Origin of the sequence: Shewanella sp. NKUCC06_TVS (assembly GCF_019345515.1) — a bacterium.
GTDB lineage: Bacteria > Pseudomonadota > Gammaproteobacteria > Enterobacterales > Shewanellaceae > Shewanella > Shewanella oncorhynchi.
The window spans coordinates 136088-161072 of record NZ_JAHKQX010000010.1; the positions used below are offsets into that span (position 1 = coordinate 136088).

The window sequence follows — 24985 nt, forward strand, 5'->3', positions numbered from 1 at the left end:
ACTGATCCAATGCATTATTAAAGCGTGTAGTCGAAAAACTTACGACTTTGTGGGCCTGCGCTATTGGTGTTGACCTTGTTGGGGTGTTTATATTCACCCCAACTTGCCACGTTGCGGCCCACGTTAAGTTTAGGGAAACTCAGCGGCTCGCTTAAACCTAATGCGACATCGCTATTCTCCGCGTTTGCTTCCATTCCCAAAAATTGCAGTAACTGACTCAAGCTTCCTGCATGGCTAACATCGATTGAAATAAAGTCTTCCCGCCCATTAAAGTAAGCAAACACTTCTTGCTGATGCTTTTGATAACAAGCAATTAAGTGCTCACTGCTGGCAGGTTCCGCCACTTTATCTATGGCGAAAGTATGCCTAAAACTGCGCTTTAATATTGGATGGAAGCGGCCCGTTTTTTCATCCAAATGGGGCGCCATTTTACCAAGTAACATCTGCATTGAAGGCAACCAAGTATTGATATCGCGGTCGAGATAGACAAACACAGCCTCGGGAAATAATAAATCCAACTGCTGATAATCGCTGAAACAAGGCGTGTCAGACACTGCATCGGCCAGCATAAATGCCTGTTTAGTAAAGGCCATGTGCGCCACTTTTAGCCCTTGCTCCAATAGCGCCACACTCACACTCGTGGTGCCCGTGCGTGGCAAACCTATGATAAAGACCTTCTGCTTCTTCACCTTTATCTGTTCGCCACTGAGCGCATTCGACTGGGCTGGATGCATTGTATCTGGCGTAGCAATCTGTGAATTATCAGTAGGTTGAACATTGCCGATACGCTGTGCATTAGCAGTACATTGTACGTGAGTAGAGGTTGGTGAATTGTTGGTGTTATCAGGCATAGTTTAGGCTCAGAATGTGTGTCAGCGGTGCGGTAAAGCCGTAAGTTTTCACCTCGGCGTTTCACATTGGCGTGTCAAATCAGCGGCGGCAGTATATCTCAGCGCGAAGGCTTTGTCGGTGGCTATACATATTTGTCGGTGGCTATACATAAAAGTCACGCGCAACGCCAATGCACCACAGTAAAGGCGCCACTAAGTTGTATGATAGCTGCACTGTAGCTGCACAATAATAGCAAGTGGCTGACCGCAAGGCTTAGAAACAGAGCTCCCGGATTACCAACAAGGCTCATTTCTCTGCATTGCATAGCCATGTTGGTATTGATGAGGCGATTATTAGTGCTATTCAACTCATAAAGTGAGTCGAATAGGTTTGTTAATCGCCTCATTATGTGAGTAGAATAGGCTTGTTATTCGACTCATGGGGTAGATATGTGGATTTGGCAGCAAGCCGATTGGCCTAAGTTTCATTGGAACACCAGCAGCATTGATGCCTTGCTGCGTCAGGTCTATTTCAATCAGGGCCAGTTGCTTGGCAAGCAAATGCTAAGTCACGACGATAGCCTATTAACGTCAGACGCTGCACTCGACACTTTACTCGCTAATATTATCCATTCCAGTGCCATCGAAGGTGAAACGCTCAATGCGGCCTCGGTGCGCTCATCCTTGGCTAAAAAACTCGGCGTGTCCGAAGACAAGCCTTATCCGACAACAGCGCAAACCGATGGTTTGGCTGACATTATGCTCGATGCCTTAAAAAATTTAGAGACTGAATTAACCCTCGAACGGATATTGGGCTGGCATCAGCAGTTATTTCCGCTGGGTTACACATTACTTAACCCTGTTATTGGCGGAACGCTGCGTGGCGATACACCTATGCAGGTTGTCTCTGGCCGCATTGATAAACCAACAGTGCATTTTGAGGCACCCTCTAGATCGGCATTGGATGCTGAACTCTCGCAGTTTATCGAATGGTTTAATGCTTCACGGCAAGCGCAGGCTTTAGATCCGCTTATCCGTGCGGCGATAACACATCTTTGGTTTGTTACTCTTCATCCACTTGATGATGGTAATGGGCGCATCACGCGCTTATTGACTGATTTAGCTCTGGCGCAAGCGGAGAAACGCTCGATTCGTTTTTACGCTATGTCGGTCAGTATTCTTGCCCGTCGCCAAACCTACTATGACATTTTAGAGTCCACTCAAAGGGGCGATGTAGATATTACTCCTTGGTTAGTATGGTTTTTTGAAACCCTCAATGATTGCTTACTCAATGCGATGGCAGATGTGAGCAGAACGCTGTCGAAAATTCAGTATTGGCAAAGTGTCGACCAATCTTTATTGAGTCAAGAGCAAGCCAAAGTACTCAATCGCATGTTAGACGGCGATTTTGAGTTAGGGATTAATAGTAGCCAGTATCAAAAAGTCGCTAAGGTGAGTCGCGCCACCGCCACCCGTCATCTTGCGCAAATGGTCGAACAGCACTTTTTAGTTAAAGCCGACGCCGGTGGCCGAAGTACCAGATACTTATTGCCACTCAGTATGAAACGATAAAGGTTAGGTATGTTATCAAGCACTTGCATTCCAGTGACTCGGTGAATAGAAACCTAGGGTTTCTAAGTTTATGAACGAGAGCCATGGAAGGCGAACAGGTAGTTAAATAGGGAATGTTCAAGTCCCAGGATGCTCAACCGTGACGTCCTGTCACGGATGGTCACTTCCATGTTAGTGCCTAATCCTGCTAGCCTTCGCGCATATCTGTTAGCCAGTAGAACCAATCGCTTAATAGAAATTTGAGATAGATACTGGCTCAAAGCCGACGTCGGCGGCCGAAGTACAAGGTACTTATTGCCGAGTGGTTGGTAAGTAGATTGCGGAATTTGCCGTCTAAATGTAATCAGCGGCAACAATCATTTTGCATTTTGTGAGTGATTACCCTGTGCGATGTTATGTCCAAATCATTAAGTGCTAGGCATTTAATGTGACTCATAGTCCGTAGACGTATTGTCTACAAGTAAAGATCATCATGAAAACTCTTCAAAGGATTATTCATGGAAGATCATTTGCTTACCTCATTCGGTACTCATCTAAAAAGTTTGCGACTTGAGAGATCTTTTTCTCAGGAGCAGCTTGCATTAAAAGCTGACATGGACAGAACCTATGTCAGCGGCATTGAACGTGGGCAACGCAATGTTAGTTTGATTAATCTTTTTAAGCTTGCCAGTGCTTTAGATATCCCGGCGAAACAACTTCTTGATTTTACCGTTGAGGGATCATTATGACTCAACGAGCATTTTATTCGGCGAGTTTTAAAGATTTTCTATCTGCTGAGCCCGATGCGATTACCGGGCAGATATCACGTTTCCATACTCAGCATTTATTGCATGCACAAACTCGTGCTTGGTGTGCTGAAATTGAAGTTCTCAAACGCTCCTTGGCCGAGAGCATTGAGCGAGAAGGGCATATTTTCATTGAGTTTATGATCCCACGAATGGGACGACGTGCGGATGTCGTCATGATATTTAAAGGAATTGTTTTTATTGTAGAGTTTAAAGTTGGCGCAAAAGTATTTACCGCTGCAGATATGAGGCAAACTCATGGATATGCCTTAGATTTAAAGAACTTTCATCGCGGTAGTCATGATAAATATCTAGTCCCTCTGCTTGTCGCCACCAAAGCGACGAGCCAATCGAAAGATCCAGTATTCGCAGGCGATAATGTTGCTTCTACCTTGTGTATTTCACCCGGTGAATTGTTTTCAAGAATGCGCCTAATTGCTGAGCGGTTGAATCAACCTACTTTTGATTCAAACTTGTGGGCTGATTCTGGTTATTTGCCAACACCAACTATTATCGAAGCGGCGCAAGCGCTATATGCGCAGCATAAAGTCGAAGATATTGCTCGTAGTGAAGCCGACACTCAAAATCTTGGACAAACGAGCCAGCAATTACTTCAGTTGATTCACAATGCTCGGATCAATAAGCGAAAAATCATTTGTTTCGTTACCGGCGTTCCGGGTGCGGGCAAAACCCTTGTAGGGCTTAATATTGCGAGTGCGCATTCTAATGCTGACGAAAAGGAATATGCCGTATTTTTAAGCGGAAATGGCCCTTTAGTCTCTGTTTTGCAAGAAGCTCTGGCGCGAGATAGACGTGATCGCACTAAAGAGAAAATTGGCGATTGTCGACGACATACTGAGCAATTTATTCAGAATATCCATAAGTTTAGGGATGACTCGCTTACATCGAACAAACCCCCAGTAGAGCAAGTAGCTATCTTTGACGAAGCTCAGCGTGCTTGGAATGTTGAGCAGACTAGCAAATTCATGCAGACCAAGCGTAATCAAGCTGGATTCAATAAGTCTGAGCCAGAATATCTTATCGAAGTGATGGACCGCCATGAAGATTGGGCTGTAATTATTGCGTTGATCGGCGGTGGACAAGAAATCAACACCGGCGAGGTTGGGCTTTTTGGATGGTTGGATGCACTTGGCAACCGATTTACTCACTGGGATGCTTATTATTCTACGGATTTACTTAATGGTGAGTATGTGTCTACGGGTTTAACTCCTCGCGACTTTTCAAAAGGTACTTTGTTACCTTGTTTACATTTGGCGACATCGATGCGTTCATTTCGAGCCGAAAAGTTGTCAAATTTTATCCACCATTTAGTTAATGGTAACAGTGGCATGGCTTTGAATGTTTTGGCGACTTTTAAGCAAAAATATCCAATTAAAGTTACCCGAGACTTAAAGGCTGCTAAATGTTGGATAAAATCTCAAGTGCGTGGGACTGAAACAATGGGAATGCTAGCTTCGTCAAATGGTATTCGATTAAAAGCTGAAGGCATTTTCGTTAAAAACAAAATTGAGCATAAAGATTGGTTTTTGGGGCCGATAGAGGATATTCGTTCTTCACATTTTCTTGAAGATGTCGCCACAGAGTTTGATGTTCAAGGGCTTGAGCTTGATTGGTGTTTGGTTGCTTGGGAGGCTGATTTTAGATTCGGTCATGCAGGTTTTGAGCATATGCAGTTTCGAGGCTCAAGCTGGGAACAACGACAACGGGAAGAAAAATGCAGGTATCTTGAAAATGCCTATCGAGTCTTACTGACGCGAGCGAGGCAAGGAATGGTGATTTTCGTCCCTAAAGGCGATGAGTTAGATATTACTAGAAAACCGGCTTTTTATGATTCGACTTATCAATTTCTAAAAGCGTGTGGAATCGAAGAGCTTTGAACTTTTGAGTGAGACACGAACTAACTTTATTATCCTATTTGCAATATCAACTTTACCCATTGGATAGATAGAGTTGCTCCGCTTTTACAGGTATCGAGCATATCTCTCATTCAACATATGGGTAAAGTAGGGATGTAATTCTTAGTCGCTTACAAGCTGAAACTTATCTGAACTCGCCAGCTTCTCCATCAAAAATTCAATCAATACACTCACCTTAGTCGGCAAATATTTTCGCTGCGGGTAAACCGCGTAGATGCCATGTTCGGGGAGGGGATGGTCTGCGAGCAAGGCTTGTAGGCGGCCTGCTTGTAAGTCGGCGTCGACCATGAAGCGGGGCAGGTTGGCTATGCCTAAACCATCGAGTGTGGCTTGGTGGATGGCATCACTATTGTTGACTTGATAGTTACCGTTCGGCTGGATACGAGTTGGGCCCTGCGGGCTTAAGAAGGTCCATTCAACACCATCACGAAAATATGAGTAGAACAAACAGTTATGTTGGCTGAGTTGCTGCGGCGTTGGTGGCGCAGCGTGGCGAGCAAGATACTCGGGTGAGGCGCAAATGACACTTAAACAAGGGGCGATTTTACGGGCAATAAGGCTTGAATCTGGTAGCTCGCCGATACGAATTGCCAGATCGAATCCGCCAGCAATTAAATCGGTGGTCTTATCATCCATCTGCATTTGCAGCTGTATTTTCGGGTAACGGCGCAGAAATTCTGGGATCAAAGGGGCGATATGCAAGCGGCCAAATACCATAGGGGCAGCGATGCGCAGACTGCCCTGAGGCGCTTGTTGTAGCTCGGAAATGGCGTCCAATCCTTCCTCTGCGAGTTTAACTGCAGGGCGAACATAGTCGAAGTAGCGGGCGCCTGCCTCGGTAAGACTTAAGCTGCGAGTGGTTCGGTGCAAGAGTTGAATACCCAGACTTTGTTCTAATAGGGTAATGCGTTTACTCACCGCCGATTTACTCAGTCCAAGCTTTTGACCTGCCAATGAAAAGCTACCGCATTCCACTACAGTGACAAAGATAGGTAGTGCCGAAAAGTGCTCCATGGTGTCCTTAGATTATCGCGTTCCCCAGCCATTATTGTTGATGATACCTCAACAGTCAGTTTTTATTATCGTGGTTATCATCGCCCTTGATGCAAGGTAGACTAATGCACTTGCTGATTGCGGGTGTCGACTGTGAAGCCTAGTTATTTTCGGGCTCATCGCTCATGTTTATCGCTTATCTTGATTATTGCTAGGCAGCTAGCCAAGCATTGCCGCAATCGCCGATGTACCATTCTCGATGCCACTGAACGGCATGGGGATGGGTCTTAGCTATTTTGTCAGAAAGAGAGTTCCTATGTCCTTGCCTTACCAATGGATTTTGTTTGATGCCGATGAAACCCTATTTTATTTCGATGCTTTAAAAGGGCTTAAGTTGATGTTTAGTGAGTTTGGGGTCGATTTTACCCAAGCCGATTTTGATGAGTATCAGTTGGTTAACAAACCGCTTTGGGGCGATTATCAAGATGGCAAAATAACTGCCGCCGAGTTGCAAACCATACGTTTCGAACCTTGGGCAGCCAAATTATCTGTCACGGCCATGACGCTCAATAGTGCCTTTTTATCAGCAATGGCCGAAATTTGTTCGCCACTACCCGGTGCCCGTGAGTTATTAGCCGCGCTGCAAGGTAAAGCTAAATTGGGCATCATTACCAACGGTTTCACTGAGCTACAAACTGTGCGATTAGAGCGTACAGGCTTGCAGCATCATTTTGATATTTTAGTGATTTCAGAAAAAGTCGGCATAGCCAAACCTGATGTGGGTATCTTCGAGCACGCCTTCGAACTCATGGGCCATCCTGAGCGTGAGACTGTGTTGATGGTCGGTGATAACCCGCATTCAGATATCCAAGGCGGCATCAATGCTGGTATTCATACATGCTGGTATAACGTCCACGGCCACGATGTGCCCGCCGGTATCGCCCCGCACTATCAAGTGAGCTCGCACCAAGAGTTGCAAAAAATCCTGTTACCGTAAGCGATTGTTCACTGAACCTAGCTCAGCACTCGATATTTTTGGCTAAGAGTGAGTGCTTTAACTGATATTCTCTCAGTCATAAAATACAAAAAGCCCTTACATTAAGGGCTTTTTGGTATCTAAAACGCGTTAACTATCATTACTCAACGTTTTGTATTTGTTCGCGCATTTGCTCGATTAGCACTTTAAGCTCAACGGCGGCTGAAGTGATTTCAGTGCTGATGGATTTAGAGGCGAGGGTGTTCGATTCGCGGTTGAATTCCTGCATCATAAAATCTAAACGGCGACCTTCGCTGCCGCCTTTTTTGAGGATGCGGCGGGCTTCGGCGACATGGGCTTCGAGTCTGTCCATTTCTTCGGCCACATCTTGTTTCTGAGCCAGAAGCACCATTTCTTGCTCGATGCGGGCTGGGTCGAGTTCACCTTTGATTTCTGCAAGTCGGTTGGTGAGCTTTTCGCGTTGATATTGCATCACAGTTGGCATGTGCTCGCGTACGACGGCGATTTGCTCGCTGACTCCATCTAAGCGGCTTAATAACATGTCTTTGATGGCTTCGCCTTCGCGGCCGCGGGCTTCGATAAATTGATCTATGGCTGAATCGAAGGCTGTCATCAGATCGGCGCCGATGGCATCCATATCTTGTTCACCGCTCGCTAGCACGCCTGGCCAGCGCAGGATGTCGGTCAGATTGACATCGCCTTGTCCCGCTTCTTGCTTGAGCCAAGTGGCGGCGCCTAATAGTTGTTTTGCTAGCGCTTGATTCAACTGCAGCTCGTTATTGCTGTTGTCTGCCAGTTCGTAGCGCAGATTGACTTCGACTTTACCGCGGCTTAAGCGTTTACGAAGGCGGTCGCGTAGTACGGGTTCGAAGCTGCGGAATTGCTCGGGTAAACGTAGGTAAGTTTCGAGATAACGTTGATTGACTGAGCGAATTTCCCAGGAGGCAGTGCCCCATTGTGCTTTGTGCTCGATGCGAGCGTAGGCTGTCATGCTTTGGATCATGGGTTGTCCTAATGGTGTAATCGTCATAATGAGAGGCGATTATAGAGTCAATGGCTTTAGGATTAAAGGCATACAGTATAAGACCGCAAGTTAATGGGTACTTTGCCTAGATGAGTTTGCCAGAGAATCACCCTAAGCATGGCATCCTAAGGCTCAAGCCCTTATAATATGCAGCCAAAATCGGTCAATGACTCAGAATACAGGAATCTCGCATGCGTCCAAGTAACAGAACGCCAGCACAAACTCGTCCCATCACTATCACTCGCCAGTTTACGGCCCATGCCGAAGGTTCTGTGTTAGTGGAATTTGGCGAAACGAAAGTGCTTTGTACCGCCAGTTTTACTGAAGGTGTGCCACGTTTCCTTAAAGGTCAGGGTCAAGGCTGGGTGACGGCGGAATACGGCATGTTGCCACGTTCGACCCATAGCCGTATGGATCGTGAAGCCGCTCGCGGTAAGCAATCTGGCCGTACGCAAGAAATTCAACGTCTTATCGGCCGTGCTCTGCGTGCTTGTGTGGATATGAAAGCTCTAGGCGAAAACACTATCGTGATCGATTGTGATGTGATCCAAGCTGACGGTGGCACGCGCACTGCTTCTATCACTGGCGCTTGTGTGGCCTTAGTGGATGCGCTGAACTGGGCACGCGGTAAAGGCATCATTAAATCTAACCCGCTTAAATTCTTGATTGCGGCAGTCAGCGTCGGTATTTACAAGGGTGAAGCGATAAGCGATCTAGAATATATCGAAGACAGCGCCGCTGAAACTGACATGAACGTGGTGATGACAGAAACGGGTAAGATCATCGAAATTCAAGGCACCGCCGAAGGCGAGCCATTCAGCCATGAAGAATTACTCGAACTGTTGGCATTGGCGAAGAACAGTATTCGTGAAATCGTCGATGTGCAGAAAGCCGCACTGAACTAATAGTGTGGTGATGAACAAGCCCCGTCATGTTACAGAGTGCGGGGCTTTTTATTAGCTGCAACTTTTTATCTGCAGCAAGATGCTAGTGTTAGACAAGCCCTGTACCGAATTAAATGTTGCCTAATAAAACATTACCTAATAAAAACCAATAAAAGACAAAGCCGTAAGGAGATATTGTGAAAGCCTATCAACGTGAGTTTATTGAATTTGCCTTAGAACGTCAGGTGTTGCGATTTGGCGAATTTACCCTTAAATCGGGTCGTATCAGTCCTTATTTCTTCAATGCGGGTTTGTTCAATACTGGCCGTGACTTAGCGCGTTTAGGCCGTTTCTATGCCGCTGCGTTGGTGGATTCTGGCATTGATTACGATTTGCTGTTTGGCCCAGCTTACAAAGGCATTCCGATTGCGACCACTACGGCGGTTGCCCTGTGTGAACACCACGATATCGATATCCCTTACTGCTTTAACCGCAAAGAGAAAAAAGATCACGGCGAAGGTGGCAGCTTAGTCGGAAGCGAGCTGAAAGGCCGCGTTATGTTGGTAGACGACGTGATCACTGCCGGTACGGCAATTCGTGAGTCGATGGAAATCATCGAAGCCCATAAGGCACAATTAGCCGGTGTGTTGATCGCCTTAGATAGACAAGAGAAAGGCAAGGGCGAGTTATCGGCTATTCAAGAGGTTGAGCGTGATTTTGGCTGCGGCATAGTGGCGATCATTAAACTTGCCGACCTCATTAGCTATTTATCAGAAAAGCCTGGAATGGAAGTGCAACTTGCCGCCGTGAGCCAGTACCGCGAGCAATACGGCATTTAAATCGAGTGCTTAGCCGCTGGTATTGATCAAGTAGCGATCACTAACTTTGTGAAATCAGTTAATCAGCCAGCATTGATCTTAGCTAGGTTGAGAAAGGTTTGATTGAGTGGGTATGAAAACAAAAAACGCTGCGGTTCTATAGAAGGAATCGCAGCGTTTTTTTTGTTGAGTTGTATTGATTGCTATTGATTTAGGCACGCTTTAAATCACATTACGCTTCAATACACTTATTTAGACTGATGCAAAAACTCGGCGCGGGTCGCAGGATTTGATTTAAAAATACCGCCCAGCGCTGTGGTGGTGGTTGAACTGGTTGAGTCCATCACGCCACGGGATTTTACGCAGTAATGCACAGCATCCATTTTAACCGCAACGTCTTTGGTTTCGAGCAAGGTCTGCAGCGCGACTAACACTTGCTGAGTCAAACGCTCTTGCACCTGAGGACGTTGGGCAAAGAAACGCACGATGCGATTAATCTTTGATAAACCAATGATTTTTTTGCGTGGTAGATAAGCTATGGTCGCAGTGCCATCGATCGTCACTAAATGATGCTCGCAGGTGCTGGTGAGGCTAATATCTTGCACTCGCACCATTTCATCGAAGCCCATCTTATTGTCGATCACCGTGATCTTAGGGAAGTTCGCATAATCTAAGCCGGAGAAGATTTCATCGACGTACATTTTAGCAATGCGGCGCGGCGTATCGGCAAGGCTATCGTCTGACAGATCCAATGACATTAATGTCAGGATTTCTTTCATATGATGTTCAATCTTGTCTTTACGTTCTTCACTGCTGTAAACGCTTGGGAGCATTGGGGTTTCAAGTCCACGTTCTAATAACGCGGCTTGTACTTTTACTGCTGCTTCACTTAATGCCATCTTATCCTCCACTACGTCGTAGCGGCTATAACAGAAAACCTATGCTGAGCATCGAGTGGTACTTGGGCTGTTCAGCATCAGATACAAATTATTGTTATTCTCGCTAGGGCAAGAATAGGGGGAGGAGGATAACGCGAATTGCAGATAATTCATACCGAAAAACGCTCATGGGCCACATGAAAAAGCCGATAGTCCTTATCGGATATCGGCTTTAAATCAGCCACTGCCAATCGAGTTTAGACTGGCAGTGACGGCAAGTTTGAGTAAATCCTAAAGTTTTAGATTGGTTTTTAGGAAACTGAGCATTTGTTCATAGTATTTCGCTCTATGCTCATCGTTATAAAAACCGTGGCCTTCATTGTCCATCACCAGTTTTTGGTAAGGATAATTGTGAGCTTTTAGGCCTTTTTCGAGGGATTCGAGTTGCTCGATTGGCGCTCGATCATCTTCACCACCATGCACCAATAGTATGTTTGCTTTTAGTTTATCGACATTTTCAGAAGGAGACATTGCTTTGAGTACCGCTTTATCTTGGCCAAGCACATCCTTGAGATAGCTAGTGCCAGAACGGCTACTGGCTACATCGCCTTCATCAAACATCAATTCAAGATTATATACGCCAGCTACACCTATGGCGCATTTAAACATATCTGGCGCAAGCACAGCACTCTGCAAGGCGCTGTACCCACCAAAACTGCCGCCAACAATACAGATGCGTTCCTTATCGGCAAAACCTTGGTCAATGACGTACTGGGTTGCGTCGATAATGTCGTGCTGAATATCTGAGCCCCATTTTTGATAGCCAGCGTGTTCAAATTGATCGCCATATCCACCTGAACCACGGAAGTTGACCTGTAGAACGGCTATGCCTTGGCTTGCTAGATATTGGTTTTGTGGGTCAAAGCCCCACCAGTCACGTATACCGTGTGGACCACCGTGTGGATTGACGACTAAGGGTAGGTTTTTAGTTTCTTTACCAAAGGGAAGCGTTAGATATCCATGGAGTTGTTTACCATCACGGCTGGTGAAACTGATGGGTTTAACATCAGCCATTTGCTCTGGGTTGAGCCATTTTTTAGCGGCGGCTAGATATTCAAGTTTTAGTGTTTTCGTATCAAATATGTAGTAATCGCCAGGGTTTCGATCGTTAAACGCAAGTACGAGGAATTTTTCAGCATCTCGGGTTTCGCTAACAATTCGTACTTGGTGACCGGGGAGAGCACCAAGCAGATCTTTTAGCAATTTAGCGTGCGAATCCTCATTATCGACAAAGGCATAACTTGGGTAACCATTTTCAAACTCGACGGCGTAAAGTTGTTTATTGGTGCCGTTAATCCAAAAGTTGCTAGGGTCAACGTTTTCATCCTGAATGATTTCAGTTTTATCGCCCGTTTCGAGATTAATTTTATAAACCCCTAAGGTTTCACCTTGGGAGCGTCCCGCTGCATAAATCGTATTTTTGTCATCGGCAAAGGAGAGTGGTTTAAAGTCAGTTAGACCTAGGTTGAGTTTGTCAGTATTTATCCAGTTACCGTCTTTGCGGTAGAACACTTTAGTAATATTTTTATTGTCCTCACCTGCAACGAAGCGAACCTCTCCATCATGGTCTGTCATAAAACGGGCTCTGCCGATAGGTGAGCCTGTGATGCGTTTGCGTGTGCCATTGAACAAGTCTACGCGATAGACATCTTGTAACAGTTCCACGTCCAGATTGATCTTATCATTCCATGGAATAGCATTAACTAACATGTAGCGTTCATCATCTGGCAGAGGATCGAGGATAAATGCGCTTGCCCGCATAGGGGTATTTTTCTTGATATTTGAACCTGTTTGTTGCTCGCCACTCTCGAAACCGAATAGATACGCTTTTCGTGAACCATCGGCATTTACCGCCATCAATTCACCGTAGTAGATAGGTGTGTCTTGCCAGCCTTTTAGGTATTCTTTTGCCAGTACCAGTCGCTCACTGTTGGCCCATTCATAGTCGCCGACTTGAGCATTACCGGGAAAACGTATCGCATTGAGGAGTTTTTTGGTTTGGGTATCTAAGACTAAGAGAACGTTTTTACCTTCGACACTTGTGATAGCGCTTAAGTATTTACCAGTAGGCGATATTTTTACATCCGAGTACTCATCACCTTTGCTGAATAACTGTGCTTGCGATAACGCATTCGCGTTGGAGCTATTGGCTGCAAAGGTGGGTATTGGAAGTATTGGTAAGCAAAGTGTCGCCAACATGGCTAATCGGAAGAGTTTCATCTGACATCCTTGTAAAATCATTGTGTTTTTTGTTCTTGAAATGTTTTTCGAGGATAAAACAAAAGATGAAGCGAAACAAGGAAGGAATACCGAACATAAAGGACGATAGTTACCGTCCTTTATGTTGAAAAATCATTAGCTTTGTAAAAGTTGATGCTGGATAAAACGCCACTGTTCATCGAAGTGTGTCGTCGGTTTGAGTTTGAATTCACTTCGTACAAATTGGGCGATGCGGCCTTCGGCAAAGGCTAACAGTAAATTGGCTAATATGGCTTCGTCTAAGTTGAAGCCTTTACCTTCTCGCAGGGTTTTTTCCCGTAAAATTTGCTTTAACTGGGTTTCAATTTTGGCAAATAAGTTACCAATACGACTTCGCAGGCGTTCATTTTCACCGAGTAGAGCATCACCGTTGAGAACGCGGGAAATTCCTGGGTTACGCTCGGCAAAGATCAGCAGCAGTTGCAGTACCAACTGGCAGCGCTTCATGGTGTCTTTTTCGTCATCCATGATTAAATTGATGCGCGACAATAACGACTCTTCGATAAATTCGATTAAGCCTTCGAACATCCGCGCTTTACTCGGGAAGTGGCGATACAGGGCGGCTTCCGATACACCGACTTCTGAGGCCAGTTTCGCTGTGGTGATCCTTTGTCCTGGGTTGGTTTCTAGCATCTGCGCTAGACATTGCAGAATGTGTTCACGACGATTAATTTTTGGGCTTACAGCCATTGCAGTATCCTTGGCTCAATAACGACTTAGGGGATTATTTAGTGCCTGAATGGCCAAATCCGCCTTCACCACGGTCTGAGCTGTCGAACTCATCAACGAGTTTGAATTGTGCTTGTACCACAGGAACAAACACCAGTTGCGCGAGACGATCGCCCATTTCTAAGGTGAATGGACTGTCACCACGATTCCAACAAGATACCATTAAGGGGCCTTGGTAATCTGAATCTATGAGTCCGACTAGATTCCCCAGTACGATACCGTGTTTATGGCCAAGGCCTGAGCGCGGTAAAATCACCGCAGCAAGTCCTGGGTCGGCCACATGAATAGCAATCCCCGTGGGAATGAGCACTGTTTCACCCGGTGCTATGGTTAAAGCCGTGTCTATCATGGCGCGAAGATCCATGCCTGCACTGCCTGCGGTGGCGTAAGCGGGCAAAGGAAATTCTGAGCCGATACGGGAGTCGAGAATTTTTAATTCAATCGGTGTTTTCATGTATTTGTTTTTTCTTTCACTATCAACGAAAGTAATTGCCGTGCCAACGTGAGTTTGTCAGTAGCAGGCAAATCTTGACTGCCGTGCGGCCAGAAAACACGCAGGGCATTAGCATCGGCATTAAAGCCTAGGCCAGCAATGGAAACGTCGTTTGCGGCGATCATGTTCAAGTTTTTACGTTTGAGCTTATCGTGCGCATAGGCTTCTACATCATGGGTTTCGGCGGCAAATCCCACCACAAAAGGACGGTTAGGTAAGCTCGCAACCGTGGCTAAGATATCAGGATTCCTCACCAGCGCAAGTTGCATTTCTTCGGTCGATTTTTTGATCTTACAGGTAGCAATATCACTAATGCGGTAGTCTGCAACGGCGGCGCAGCCAATAAAAATATCTTTTTTATCAACGTTATCCATAACAGCATCGAGCATATTTTGCGCCGATTCAACATCAATCCGTGTCACGCCTTCTGGGGTGCTGAGATTTACTGGGCCTGAGACTAAGGTGACTGCTGCACCCATATCTGCCGCGGCTTTGGCCAGTGCAAAGCCCATTTTTCCAGAACTGTGATTTGAAATGTATCTGACGGGATCAATTGCTTCACGGGTTGGTCCGGCGGTAATAAGCACCGACTGGCCTGCAAGAGGCTGCGCAGAGGCTTCTTTTGTTGCAAAAAAATCACTGGCTAGCTCGGCAATTTCTAGCGGTTCGAGCATGCGTCCAGGGCCGACTTCACCACAGGCCTGACTGCCACTGGCGGGACCCCAAAGTGTAAAACCACGTGATGCGAGGCTAGTTAAATTCGCTTGTGTAGCCAGATTACGGTACATCTGCTGATTCATTGCCGGACACAGGGCGATAGGTGCCTCAGTGGCAAGACACGTGGTGGTGATTAGCTCATCGGCCATGCCTGCATTAATCCGCGCCAATAGGTTTGCGGTTGCAGGGGCGATGATGACGAGATCTGCCCAACGAGCGAGTTCTATATGACCCATGGCTGCTTCTGCTGCGGGGTCGAGCAAGCTAGATGCCACTGGATGTCCAGACAACGCTTGCAGCGTCAGAGGCGTGATAAATTCCATCGCACTTTGGCTCATCACCACGCGCACATCAAAGCCTCGCTCCTTCAAGCGGCGTACTAAATCAGCACTTTTATAGGCCGCAATACCGCCGCCAATGCCCAGCAGGACGTTTTTATTTGTCAGACTCACAGACATCATCCGAGATAGAAATAATGCCGGCAACAATATCACAAAGTGGTGAATTTTAGTGACTATCCCAGTTCAAAAAATCTCGTCCATACTCAGTAAAGTGAAAATATGTGAGATGACAGGGAGGTCACATGGGGATTAAAGATTGGCCTGAGGGCGAAGGTCCCAGAGATAAACTGTTACAAAAAGGAGCTGCGCATCTCTCGGATGCTGAATTACTGGCAGTATTGCTGCGTAACGGTTTAGCCGGATTAAACGCGGTTGACCTTGCTAGGTCGCTTATTTGCGAGTTTGGCGGCCTCAGAAACCTGCTCTGTGCCCCAAGAAATCAGGTGTGTCGACTTCCGGGCGTAGGACCTGTAAAATACGCCCAGCTTCAAGCTGCGGCCGAATTAGCGCGGCGTGTAGCGCAGGAAAATCTGCAAAGAGGTCAGGTTTTGACAAATCCCGATTTAACTCGGGACTATTTAATGCGACAATTGGCCGATCGCTCCTATGAAGTGTTCGCAGTTTTACTGCTGGATAGCCAGCATAGAGTGATTCAATTTGTCGAATTATTCCGCGGCACAATAGACTCAGCCTCAGTGTATCCACGTGAAGTGGTGAGCTTAGTGCTGGAGAAAAAGGCCGCAGCAGTTATAGTTTGTCATAATCATCCGTCTGGTATTGCCGAGCCCAGTCAGGCTGACCGACGAATAACTGAGCGATTAAAAAATGCGTTAGCAACCATAGACGTATCCTTGTTGGACCATATGGTTGTAGGTGATCGAGAGATAGTTTCTTTTGCAGAACGAGGCTGGATTAATTAATCTAACACTTGATCTTCACTCTGTGATCGTGTATAAAATGCGCCCTCTTTGTGCCTCGGGCGACGGCCATACGAGGCACATTAATGCTCGAGCGTTAAAATTGTTTTTGGAGAAGATTGACATGTCAAGAGTATGCCAAGTTACTGGCAAGAAGCCGATGGTTGGTAACAACCGTTCGCATGCAAAAAACGCGACCCGTCGTCGTTTTTTACCTAACCTACAAAACCACCGTTTTTGGTTAGAAGAAGAAAAGCGTTTCGTACAGTTACGTGTATCTACTAAAGGTATCCGTCTGATCGACAAAAAAGGTATCGAAGTTGTTGTTGCTGAACTTCGTGCCCGTGGCGAGAAGGTATAATAGATCATGGCTAAAGCTAAAGGTAATCGTGAGAAGATCAAATTAGTTTCTACAGCTAAGACTGGTCACTTCTACACAACTGAAAAAAACAAGCGTAACATGCCTGAAAAAATGGAAATCAAAAAATTTGATCCAGTTATTCGTCAGCACGTTATCTACAAAGAAGCCAAAATCAAGTAATCCTTGGTTAGTGTTTCGAGAAAAGCCCCTTATTTAAGGGGCTTTTTTTTGCATTTTTTTAGTGGCTAGTCATCAAGTTGAGATAATTGCCTCGCAAACTTAAGCCGCTGAATCATCCCCTGTGAAGTTAAAAAAGTGTGAACACTTGCTGAAAATATAAAATAGTGCAGTTCTAAGCACTTTAAATCATTAAAGCTGCACTTTAGTGAGAATAAATTCTTTATATGTGAATTAAAATGCAATACCATACGCGAAAGTTATCGATTCATTCCTGGCATGTCATAGTGACGCTGCCAGCTCAAAAATGAGGTGTAAATAACGCGTGCGTACCACTGAACTGGTTGATGGATTTCGTCACTCTGCCCCCTATGTTAATGCTCACAGAGGTAAAACTTTTGTGGTCATGCTTGGCGGTGAAGCTTTGGCTCAAAATCAATTCCGCGCCATCTTAAATGATGTCGCCCTGCTGCACAGTTTAGGGATCAAAGTGGTGTTGGTATATGGCGCTAGGCCGCAGATTGATGCAGCATTAGCCGCCAACGGTATTGCGCCTGCCTACCACGACGGTGTGCGTATCACGGATGAAGATTCGCTCAAAGTGATTAAGCAAGTTGCAGGTGCACTGCAATTTGATATCACAGCGCGTTTATCCATGAGTTTAAGTAATACGCCGATGCAAGGTGCGCAAATTAACTTAGTGAGCGGCAACTTTGTGATTGCTCAACCACTGGGTGTGGATAATGGTGTGGATTTTTGCCTGAGTGGCAAGGTGCGTCGTATTGACGTGCAAGGCTTAAAACGTCAGTTAGATAATCACTGCATCGTATTGATGGGGCCGATTGCGGCTTCGGTTACTGGTGAAAGTTTTAATCTCACCGCTGAGGAAATCGCGACTCAAGTGGCAATTAAGCTTAAAGCAGACAAGATGATCGGCTTTAGCTCACAGAACGGTATTCTCGATCGTAATGGCGATGTAATTGCCGAGTTGATGCCAAATGATGCGCAAAACATCATGAACAAGCTGGCCGAGCAAGGGTCGGCTTGTGTTGGCACTATGGCGTTTCTCAAAGCCAGTATCGATGCTTGCCGCAATGGTGTGCCACGTTGTCATTTAGTTAGCTACCTTGAAGATGGTGCTTTACTACAAGAGCTGTTTTCCCGTGAAGGGATTGGTACACAAATCGTCACTGAGAGTGCTGAGCGTTTACGCTGTGCGTCGATCGCTGATATTGGCGGTGTGTTGAACCTTATCCGTCCATTGGAGGAGCAAGGCATTCTGGTGCGTCGTAGTCGTGAGCAGCTTGAGATTGAAATCGAACAGTTCATGTTGATTGAGCGCGACGGTTTAGTGATTGGTTGCGCTGCGCTCTATCCTTTTGAAGAGGACAATGCGGGTGAGTTTGCTTGTTTAGTGGTGCATCCCGATTATCGCGATGCCGACAGAGGGAGCTTACTGCTGAAGAACATTATCAATCAGGCCAGAAACCGTGGTTATTCACGCTTGTTTGCATTGACAACTCGGAGCATTCACTGGTTCTTAGAGCATGGTTTTGTGATTGAAGATGTTGAAGCACTGCCACAGAAGAAGAAGCAGTTGTATAACTATCAACGCCGCTCAAAAATTCTCGCGCTCGATCTTTAAGCCGTTCTAAATCAATCCAATCAATGCCAGCCTAGTACTCATATTAGCGCTGGCATTTTTATTGACATAATATGTCTTTGTTGGCAGATTAAGGCTTCACTGCACGGGAGATACTGCCAATGAGTCCTCAATTTTTTGAACTCGCCCCTTTAACCCAAACCTCTATCTTTAGCTTTATCGTCTTATTGCTCGGTTTAGCGGGTATCTTGCTGATGTTATGGCTAAAAAATATGCCTAAGATAGCGAAGTCGGCGAGTGTAGGTATATTGCTGGTGATGATGGGCGGATTTTCTTGGGTCTTCTATCAATCGAATAGCGCCGAATTAGTGTTAACCGATACAGAGCTCACAGTGGATGTTCCCTTCTATAAAGTGCAGTTATCCCGCGTGGATTTATTGCCCGCCGAGGCGCGCATAGTCGATTTGCAGCAAGAGGCAGATTTAACGCCGAGCTTTAAAACGAACGGCATAGGCATGCCAGGGTTTCAATTAGGCTGGTTTAAGTTGCAGGGGAAAGGCAGGGCATTTTTGGCGATAACAGATAAATCGCAGTTAGTGTTAGTGCCAACGACTAAAGGCTACAGTTTATTACTAACAGTACCGCAAGGGAGTGAGTTTTTAGCACAGTTACAGAAGTAATCATCATATGTCATCACTTCTGCCACTGTGTTTATCGGCGTGATAATGCTCACGCCGTTTTGCGTTTATAGGCCATATCTAAGGTAAAGACGAGCAGCGCGCTCCAGATAAAGCCGAAGGTCACGCCTTTTTCGGCATCGAAGGGCTCATTGAACAGACTCACCGCGAGGATGAACATAATACTCGGGCCAATATATTGGAAAAAGCCGAGCATAGACAATGGAATACGTACCGCTGCCCCTGCAAAACACAGCAAAGGAATGGTAGTCACTATCCCAGCCGCCATTAACATCAGATTCAATTGCCAATCGTTAGTCAGCATGCTCGCCGTGGCAGTGTCTAAGGTTGCGACGAGATAAATCAGCGCTACCGGTAATAACACTGCGGTTTCGACCAATAATCCGGCCTTAGCATCCACATTGACCTTTTTTCGCAGCAGCGCATAGAAACCAAAGGTGCCCGCGAGTGCCAGTGAGACGATGGGAATTGAGCCAAAAGAGATTAACTGGATCAATACGCCAGCGCTGGCGAGTGAAACCGCAAACCATTGCAGTTTACGCAATCTTTCGCCTAGAAATAACATACCGAGTAAGACGTTGAGTAAAGGATTGATGAAGTAACCTAGACTGGCATCGAGCATGTGATCGTTATTTACCGCCCAGATAAATAGTAGCCAGTTTCCCGCGATCAATATGGAAGTAATGGTGAGAACCATCAACTGTTTAGGCTGTTTAAACAGTAAGCGTAAGCGAGAAAAACCGCCGATAAACTGCATAATGATCAGCATAAACACGAATGACCAAATCACTCGATGGAGCAAAATTTCGGTGGCGGAAACATGGTTGAGTAATTTGAAATATAAAGGCGCAAAACCCCACATACAGTAAGCACTGACGGCAAGTAGGATCCCTTTGCGGTATTCAAGATCTAGCATGAGACATCTTCGAAGAACAACAAGGTGGCGATTGTAGGTGTGTCTGACCGCTGACTCAAGGGATTCGCCGCGTTCTTTTCGTTACAGAATATCTCCACAAAAAATTGAATGGGCGATTAAAGTCAGTAAACATCCTGTTGATCAAGACGTTTACCTTAGTCAGTTTTGAGCCCTAAGGCAGTAATACACATCTAAATTTAACCGCCTAACCCACCATATAAGTCCCTGTTCCAAAAGCGATATGCGTGCCTTGCTCATTATGTAGTTCCATACGGCATACTGATACTCGATTACCCGCACGAATGACGCTGCCCGTGCCCGTAAAGGTGAGGCCGCGTCCCGGCCGCAGATAATCGACGCGCATATCAATCGTCCCTAAAGTTTGGAGGCGTTGTTGTAATTCTTCAATCGTCCAATCTTCACGGCTTGCGACCAGTCCTGCAAATGCGGTAAGTCCGCCGACCACATCTAGTACTGTAGCTGTGACACCGCCGTGGAGGATCTGTTGATGGATATTGCCAATAAGTTCTGGTTTCATATTGATGACCACTTCGACACCGTCGACATCGTAACGTTTAATATCGAGCCCGAGCAGATTATGAAAAGGGACATGTTGATCAAAGACTTCTGCCACTCGGCTTAATATCTCGGCTTGGATTGGGTTTGTCATGGTTTCTCATCCTTGTCACTGAGTGACGGTATTAGGCGTAATTGGATGTGTTATCAACACTTAGATTAACAAAGTGCGGCTTAGAGCAATTAATCTACAGTGAAGCGTGCGCAGAATGCAACTTAAGCCAGATTGAAGATAAATTGGCTATGGGCATTATGGTTAGTTGAGGGAGGGCGATCTTAGTCGATGACATTTATCCAGAATGGGTTTACGACAAGATGGCGCAAGACAGGAGCGGTTCAGTCCTTTAGAATAGGCCCCCTCACTTTTGACATAGAAGATCCATGGAAAAGCTCGTACTCGACACGCATGATGATCCGCTCTCGCAACGCCTCGCGCAGGTGTTTGGTTACCGTGACTTTAGGGACGGTCAGCGGGAGGTGATAGAACGTGTCTGCGGCGGGCAAGATTGCTTAGTGATCATGCCGACGGGCGGCGGTAAGAGTTTGTGTTATCAGTTACCCGCTTTGATGATGAATGGCATCACTATTGTCGTCTCTCCATTGATTTCTTTGATGAAAGACCAAGTTGATAGCTTGTTGCAAACCGGTGTTGCTGCGGCTTATCTGAATTCTTCTTTGCCGCGCGAGCAGAGTGCCGAAGTATTAAGGCAGCTACGCCACGGTGAGTTAAAGTTACTTTATGTGTCACCTGAGCGCTTATTAACCGCTGATTTTATTGAGCGTATGCAGTCGTTGCAGCTAGCGATGTTTGCCATCGATGAGGCGCATTGTATCAGTCAGTGGGGTCATGATTTTCGCCCTGAATATGCGGCGCTCGGCCAGTTAAAGCAACTCTTCCCCTATGTGCCCATGATGGCGCTGACCGCAACAGCAGATCAGGCGACTCGGCAGAGTATTTGTGAACGACTCGGCATTGACCCATTCCGTTTACTCTCAAGTTTCGACCGGCCAAATATTCGCTATACAGTCGCTGAAAAGCTTAATGCAGCTAATCAGTTACGACATTTTTTAACGCAACAGAACGGCACTAACGGCATTATTTATTGCAGCAGTCGTCGCCGTGTCGATGAAGTGGCCGACCGTTTATGCCTGCAAGGTTTTAATGCCAAGGCCTATCATGCGGGAATGACGCAGGAAGACCGCGGTGCAGTACAGGATAGTTTCCTTAAAGATCAAATTGATATCGTCGTTGCGACCGTGGCGTTTGGTATGGGGATCAATAAGTCGAACGTGCGTTTTGTGGTGCATTACGATATCCCGAAAAGTATCGAAGCCTATTATCAGGAAACGGGCCGAGCAGGCCGTGATGGGCTCGATGCAGAAGCTTTTATGTTGTTCGATCCCGCCGATATTGGTCGGGTCAGACATTTGATTGAACAGTCTGAACCTGGGCCGCAGCAGCAGGTCGAATTCCATAAACTTAATACTATGGCAGCCTTTGCCGAGGCGCAGACCTGTCGCCGCCAAGTGTTGCTGCATTACTTTGATGAGAGCGCACTAGAGCCCTGTGGCAACTGCGACATTTGCCTCGATCCACCTAAGCGTTATAACGGCACTGAAGATGCGCAGAAGGTGTTGTCATGTATTTTCCGTTTAGGCCAGCGTTTTGGTATCAATCACTTAATTGAAGTGTTGCGCGGCTCGAAAGGCGCACCGATAGTCGATCGAGGGCATGACAAACTCACGACTTGGGGGATTGGTAAAGACAAGAGCCATGAATATTGGTTGAGTGTGATCCGCCAACTCATTCATTTGGGACTGGCGAGTCAAGATGTGACCCGCGGCTCATCTATTACCTTAAACCCATCGGCACGGCCTGTGCTCAAAGGGGAAGTGGCGTTAATGCTCGCCGAACCGCGTATTCAGTTAACAACCACAAAACGTAAGGCGACTCAGTCTAAAGCACCGTTGAATTATGACCGTAAGTTGTTCGCACGGTTGAAGTTATTGCGTAGAACCATTGCCGAGCAGCAGGATGTGCCGCCGTATTTAGTCTTTAACGACGCTACCCTCGCAGAAATGGCAGCCATGATGCCAACGAGCGCGGGGGAAATGCTCGCCGTCAACGGGGTTGGCGAGCGTAAACTGAGTCGTTTCGGTGATGCTTTTCTCGATGAAATTACGGCTTACTTAGCGGGAGAATAATGGTTTGAAGTATTCTCATTGATTTTAACCTTGCCCAATTGATTGATACTGGCTCTCTTAATTAAAGACTCTAACGTATCAAACTGTTGCATCGCCGCTATACCAATATTGACCTTACTTGAACCCTGCCAAGGCTGAATGCAAGCAACTAACTGACTAACGACTCTTTTAGCGCCAGTTGCCGAGGTATGCGGCAGGATAATGACAATTTCATCCATCGAATATCGGATTAACTTATCTTGCTCCCGTAGTCTGTGTTGTAGCTCATCCTGTAAGAGAGGTAGGTCAACTTGACGGATCTGACTCGCATTAAACAATAATAAAGACAGTGGGTAATTACCTTGTTTGGCACTGTTTAATGCTGATGTGACTTGTTGGAGCAGCGTTTCCGCAGGTTCATTACCTTCAATATGTGGGGCACGATTATTCTGTTTATCAATCAAATACCAAATAGCTCCGCCCAATAATGCCATCGCGATTAAGAACAGTGTGCTATAGGCCCAATCGACATTTAGCTCTTGTAAGATTGAATCTTTTTCTGGTGCAGTGCTATTTGGCTCCTGCTGCAGATCTTGTTGATTTAGACGGGCCTTAAACTGCAATATCCGAGCATTATTCATCGCTTGATTGGTGAGCTCGGCCGCTCGATAACGTTTGAGTAAGAAAGAATAGGCCTGTTTAAAATCCCCTTTTTCTAAGTAGTGATCGCTCATGATCCCGTAAAATCCTTTGAGATCAGAATACTGTTTTAGATTTTCAGCTTGCTCAATTGCGTGATTCATGAGGATTAAAGCGGCATCTTCTTGATGCTGAGCAAAACGAATTTGGGCGAGTAGGCGAGTTGAACGCATTGTCGCTAATTGTTGATTTTGTTTTTTAAACGTATTAATCGCGATAGAAAGATATTCTTCGGCATTATCGATGCGGCCTTTATCGAGCGCGATTGAGGCCAAAATGGCATAACTGTAGGCGAGTTCAAGTGGCGAACCGAGCTCAGGTAAAAGCGCTTTAGCTTGTTGTTCGAGTTTATCACTGTAATCAAACTCTTGATTATCAAGCGCTATCCGAGCTGCATTGCGTAAAATAAAGTGTAAAACTTTCCCTTTTGCATCGGCACTTTGTATACCTAAGTTGGTGTAATACATGGCTTGGGGGAAATCATGGGTGGCATAAAGTAAATTTCCCATCGCGGCATACACATAGGCTTGTGGTGGCCAAATCCAATTTTGGGTTTGAGTATGAATATCCGGATAAATATCAATCGCGAGGCGTAAATCTTCGATAGCAGAGGAGAAGTTATCAGTGTCAGTATCGAGTTGGCCACGTAAGCGTAAAGCATCGACTAAGGCTTGTGGTTGCTGGTAACGTCGCGCTAGGTTAATGGCTGAATCAAGCAAAGGTAGGGCATTTTGAACATTGTTATAGCTAAGGTTGGCGTCGGCTTGGCAGATCAAAAAGTAAGGTCGTACTTGATCTAGCTTAAGTTGTTTAGCGTTTGCTTCGCCTAATTGAGCGACGTTGATAGCGGCTTCATTTTCCCCTATTTGTAGTAGGTTTTGGCATTTCAACACACTTAATCTGAGTCGATTGATATCCGAGCTTGCACTGGTCGCAAATTGTTTTTCTAACGCTGTTATTTGAGTGAGTGCTTTACTGGGATATTGGTAGACGAGTTCAGTGAGTTCATCTAATTGGTCTATAGCACTGGCCCCAAAGGGAAACAGCCATAACAACAGGCTCAGTACTAAGACGCGAAAATCCATTTTGTGCTCCATATAAAATGCGTAAGTTCTAATATCCCTAATCACTAAGGCGGGATTATAACTTTTCTTAATCGTTTTTTGCATAAAAAACTATTTTTTTCTAAGGGGAATAAGTTAACACATCCCAGTGATTTCTGAATCCAAACAGCTGGTTAATTCTGTGGAATCGATCACTTATTTGGGGATGAAACTCACCGTTATTAGCCTTAAGACAGGTTGAATGAGTGGAACATGAAAAAATTAGGGTTGACACTATCGGCTAGGCAAGTTAAATATTAACCGTCCTCAATAATTCAAACAGAATAAATATACAGATTAAATGAATATTATTAGCCGCAAACTCGACCTCCTCCTTCTCTCTCTCGCGGTTTATACGCGGAGGTCTTAGTGTTGCACGCTCGATAAAGAGGCAAAGCATTCACAAACCCCGCACCGATGTTGCGGGGTTTTTT

23 protein-coding genes are annotated in these 24985 nt (G+C 45.8%); 12 read left to right on the forward strand and 11 right to left on the reverse strand.

Annotation, left to right across the window (positions count from 1 at the left end; genetic code table 11):
• Positions 1 to 17 precede the first annotated feature (17 nt).
• Positions 18 to 851: a sulfotransferase gene (locus KO531_RS12925; RefSeq protein ID WP_219251372.1), complete on the reverse strand. Its 834-nt coding sequence runs from the start codon at positions 849 to 851 to the stop codon at positions 18 to 20.
• A 429-nt stretch (positions 852 to 1280) separates the two neighbouring features.
• Here KO531_RS12925 and KO531_RS12930 point away from each other — a divergent pair, with 429 nt between their 5' ends.
• The 3 genes from KO531_RS12930 (at position 1281) to KO531_RS12940 (ending at position 5085) form a co-directional block, all read left to right on the forward strand.
• On the forward strand, positions 1281 to 2402 hold the full coding sequence (locus KO531_RS12930) for a Fic family protein (protein ID WP_219251373.1): 1122 nt from the start codon (positions 1281 to 1283) through the stop codon (positions 2400 to 2402).
• Between the two features lie 497 nt (positions 2403 to 2899).
• A complete protein-coding gene (locus KO531_RS12935; protein WP_076497128.1) occupies positions 2900 to 3130 on the forward strand; it encodes a helix-turn-helix transcriptional regulator in 231 nt (76 codons plus the stop codon).
• Positions 3127 to 5085, forward strand: a complete 1959-nt coding sequence (locus tag KO531_RS12940; RefSeq protein ID WP_219251374.1) for a DUF2075 domain-containing protein — start codon at positions 3127 to 3129, stop codon at positions 5083 to 5085. The genes KO531_RS12935 and KO531_RS12940 overlap by 4 nt, the downstream gene beginning before the upstream one ends.
• Before the next feature lie 141 nt (positions 5086 to 5226).
• On the opposite strand, the gene KO531_RS12945 is transcribed toward KO531_RS12940, so the two are convergent.
• Positions 5227 to 6138, reverse strand: coding sequence for a LysR family transcriptional regulator (locus KO531_RS12945; protein WP_219251375.1), 912 nt, complete (start codon positions 6136 to 6138; stop codon positions 5227 to 5229).
• A 238-nt stretch (positions 6139 to 6376) separates the two neighbouring features.
• On the opposite strand from KO531_RS12945, the gene yjjG reads away from it, so the two are divergent.
• A complete protein-coding gene (yjjG, locus tag KO531_RS12950; RefSeq protein ID WP_219251376.1) occupies positions 6377 to 7114 on the forward strand; it encodes a pyrimidine 5'-nucleotidase in 738 nt (245 codons plus the stop codon).
• 139 nt (positions 7115 to 7253) lie between these two features.
• Here the strand turns inward: yjjG and KO531_RS12955 are convergent, their stop codons facing one another.
• Positions 7254 to 8117: a YicC/YloC family endoribonuclease gene (locus tag KO531_RS12955; protein ID WP_106648342.1), complete on the reverse strand. Its 864-nt coding sequence runs from the start codon at positions 8115 to 8117 to the stop codon at positions 7254 to 7256.
• Positions 8118 to 8329: 212 nt separating this feature from the next.
• Here KO531_RS12955 and rph point away from each other — a divergent pair, with 212 nt between their 5' ends.
• A complete protein-coding gene (gene rph / locus KO531_RS12960) occupies positions 8330 to 9043 on the forward strand; it encodes a ribonuclease PH (protein ID WP_006079862.1) in 714 nt (237 codons plus the stop codon).
• A 176-nt stretch (positions 9044 to 9219) separates the two neighbouring features.
• Positions 9220 to 9861 carry an orotate phosphoribosyltransferase gene (gene pyrE, locus KO531_RS12965; RefSeq protein WP_006079863.1) on the forward strand — a complete coding sequence of 214 codons (642 nt, stop codon included), beginning with the start codon at positions 9220 to 9222 and terminating at the stop codon, positions 9859 to 9861.
• Between the two features lie 227 nt (positions 9862 to 10088).
• Here pyrE and folE read toward each other — a convergent pair whose 3' ends face one another.
• From folE to coaBC, 5 genes are all read right to left on the reverse strand, one after another.
• Complete coding sequence (gene folE / locus KO531_RS12970; protein WP_006079864.1) at positions 10089 to 10739, reverse strand: GTP cyclohydrolase I FolE; 651 nt, start codon at positions 10737 to 10739, stop codon at positions 10089 to 10091.
• A gap of 270 nt (positions 10740 to 11009) precedes the next feature.
• Positions 11010 to 12998, reverse strand: coding sequence for a S9 family peptidase (locus KO531_RS12975; protein WP_219251377.1), 1989 nt, complete (start codon positions 12996 to 12998; stop codon positions 11010 to 11012).
• Between the two features lie 135 nt (positions 12999 to 13133).
• A complete protein-coding gene (gene slmA / locus KO531_RS12980) occupies positions 13134 to 13727 on the reverse strand; it encodes a nucleoid occlusion factor SlmA (protein ID WP_113941097.1) in 594 nt (197 codons plus the stop codon).
• Positions 13728 to 13761: 34 nt separating this feature from the next.
• The gene (gene dut, locus KO531_RS12985; protein ID WP_105251173.1) at positions 13762 to 14220 is read right to left on the reverse strand and encodes a dUTP diphosphatase; all 459 of its coding nucleotides are present in this window, start codon (positions 14218 to 14220) and stop codon (positions 13762 to 13764) included.
• Complete coding sequence (gene coaBC, locus KO531_RS12990) at positions 14217 to 15437, reverse strand: bifunctional phosphopantothenoylcysteine decarboxylase/phosphopantothenate--cysteine ligase CoaBC (protein ID WP_219251392.1); 1221 nt, start codon at positions 15435 to 15437, stop codon at positions 14217 to 14219. Before coaBC ends, dut begins: the two co-directional genes overlap by 4 nt.
• A gap of 122 nt (positions 15438 to 15559) precedes the next feature.
• On the opposite strand from coaBC, the gene radC reads away from it, so the two are divergent.
• From radC to KO531_RS13015, 5 genes are all read left to right on the forward strand, one after another.
• Positions 15560 to 16237, forward strand: coding sequence for a DNA repair protein RadC (radC, locus tag KO531_RS12995; protein WP_113941095.1), 678 nt, complete (start codon positions 15560 to 15562; stop codon positions 16235 to 16237).
• Positions 16238 to 16358: 121 nt separating this feature from the next.
• On the forward strand, positions 16359 to 16595 hold the full coding sequence (rpmB, locus tag KO531_RS13000) for a 50S ribosomal protein L28 (RefSeq protein ID WP_006079870.1): 237 nt from the start codon (positions 16359 to 16361) through the stop codon (positions 16593 to 16595).
• 6 nt (positions 16596 to 16601) lie between these two features.
• Positions 16602 to 16775: a 50S ribosomal protein L33 gene (rpmG, locus tag KO531_RS13005; protein WP_006079871.1), complete on the forward strand. Its 174-nt coding sequence runs from the start codon at positions 16602 to 16604 to the stop codon at positions 16773 to 16775.
• Positions 16776 to 17097: 322 nt separating this feature from the next.
• Entirely contained in the window at positions 17098 to 18417 is a 1320-nt protein-coding gene (gene argA / locus KO531_RS13010) for an amino-acid N-acetyltransferase (protein WP_105251176.1), read from the forward strand.
• A gap of 119 nt (positions 18418 to 18536) precedes the next feature.
• Positions 18537 to 19055, forward strand: coding sequence for a PH domain-containing protein (locus KO531_RS13015; RefSeq protein WP_212601180.1), 519 nt, complete (start codon positions 18537 to 18539; stop codon positions 19053 to 19055).
• 49 nt (positions 19056 to 19104) lie between these two features.
• Here the strand turns inward: KO531_RS13015 and rarD are convergent, their stop codons facing one another.
• A complete protein-coding gene (gene rarD, locus KO531_RS13020; RefSeq protein ID WP_219251378.1) occupies positions 19105 to 19989 on the reverse strand; it encodes an EamA family transporter RarD in 885 nt (294 codons plus the stop codon).
• Between the two features lie 205 nt (positions 19990 to 20194).
• Entirely contained in the window at positions 20195 to 20659 is a 465-nt protein-coding gene (locus KO531_RS13025) for a thioesterase family protein (protein WP_131525639.1), read from the reverse strand.
• 287 nt (positions 20660 to 20946) lie between these two features.
• On the opposite strand from KO531_RS13025, the gene recQ reads away from it, so the two are divergent.
• Positions 20947 to 22770 (forward strand): DNA helicase RecQ, encoded by a 1824-nt coding sequence (recQ, locus tag KO531_RS13030; protein WP_219251379.1) that lies wholly within the window; start codon positions 20947 to 20949, stop codon positions 22768 to 22770.
• Here the strand turns inward: recQ and KO531_RS13035 are convergent.
• Entirely contained in the window at positions 22752 to 24533 is a 1782-nt protein-coding gene (locus KO531_RS13035) for a diguanylate cyclase (protein ID WP_219251380.1), read from the reverse strand. The two genes, recQ and KO531_RS13035, sit on opposite strands and share 19 nt — an antisense overlap.
• Between the last annotated feature and the right edge of the window lie 452 nt (positions 24534 to 24985).